This is a genomic window from Bariatricus sp. HCP28S3_D3, assembly GCF_052065755.1.
Taxonomy (GTDB): Bacteria; Bacillota; Clostridia; order Lachnospirales; family Lachnospiraceae; genus Allocoprococcus.
Window position 1 is genome coordinate 1 of record NZ_JBQHTK010000105.1, and the last position, 530, is coordinate 530.

1 protein-coding gene is annotated in these 530 nt (G+C 37.9%); it reads right to left on the reverse strand.

Annotation, left to right across the window (positions count from 1 at the left end; translation table 11 throughout):
- Positions 1–530: restriction endonuclease subunit S (locus tag ACTNB3_RS17915; protein ID WP_441027317.1), on the reverse strand; the 530-nt coding region annotated here is incomplete at both ends.

Genomic DNA, 530 nt, shown 5'->3' on the forward strand with positions numbered 1-530 from the left:
GATGAAGGGTGATAAGGTTGTCGAGATTTGAAAAATATTCGCCAATCTTCCCCTGCTCAGCAATAGATGTGATTGGCACTTCGACATCTTTGATTGCTCCTATTGGAAGTTGTTTTAATGCTGAACCCGTTTGTCTTTTTAATAATTCATTTTGTCCTGTCCAAGATAACAAATACTGAATCAGAAATTTTCCATATAATTCACTTTTGTCAGTGCGCAATATTGCTAATTGAGAATTAATGTTCCACCCTGAATTATCAGTATTTACGTAGCCTAGTGCGCCTAAGGAACCTCTAACAGCAATCACAATATCATCTTCAAGCAAGTGACCAGATGTAAGTTTGGAATGTTTTTCGGGAGTAATATAACTTGCTCCATCAAGGGATAGTTTTCCATCCTTTAAATTTCCGCCTGTAAGAAAAGGTATTCCACTACCGCTATCAGTCATATCAGATGATTTTGGATAAGCCTCTCCATAGTTGCCATCTGTGAAAAATGTATTTGTTGCTCCCAGCTTACGCTGTTCCCAA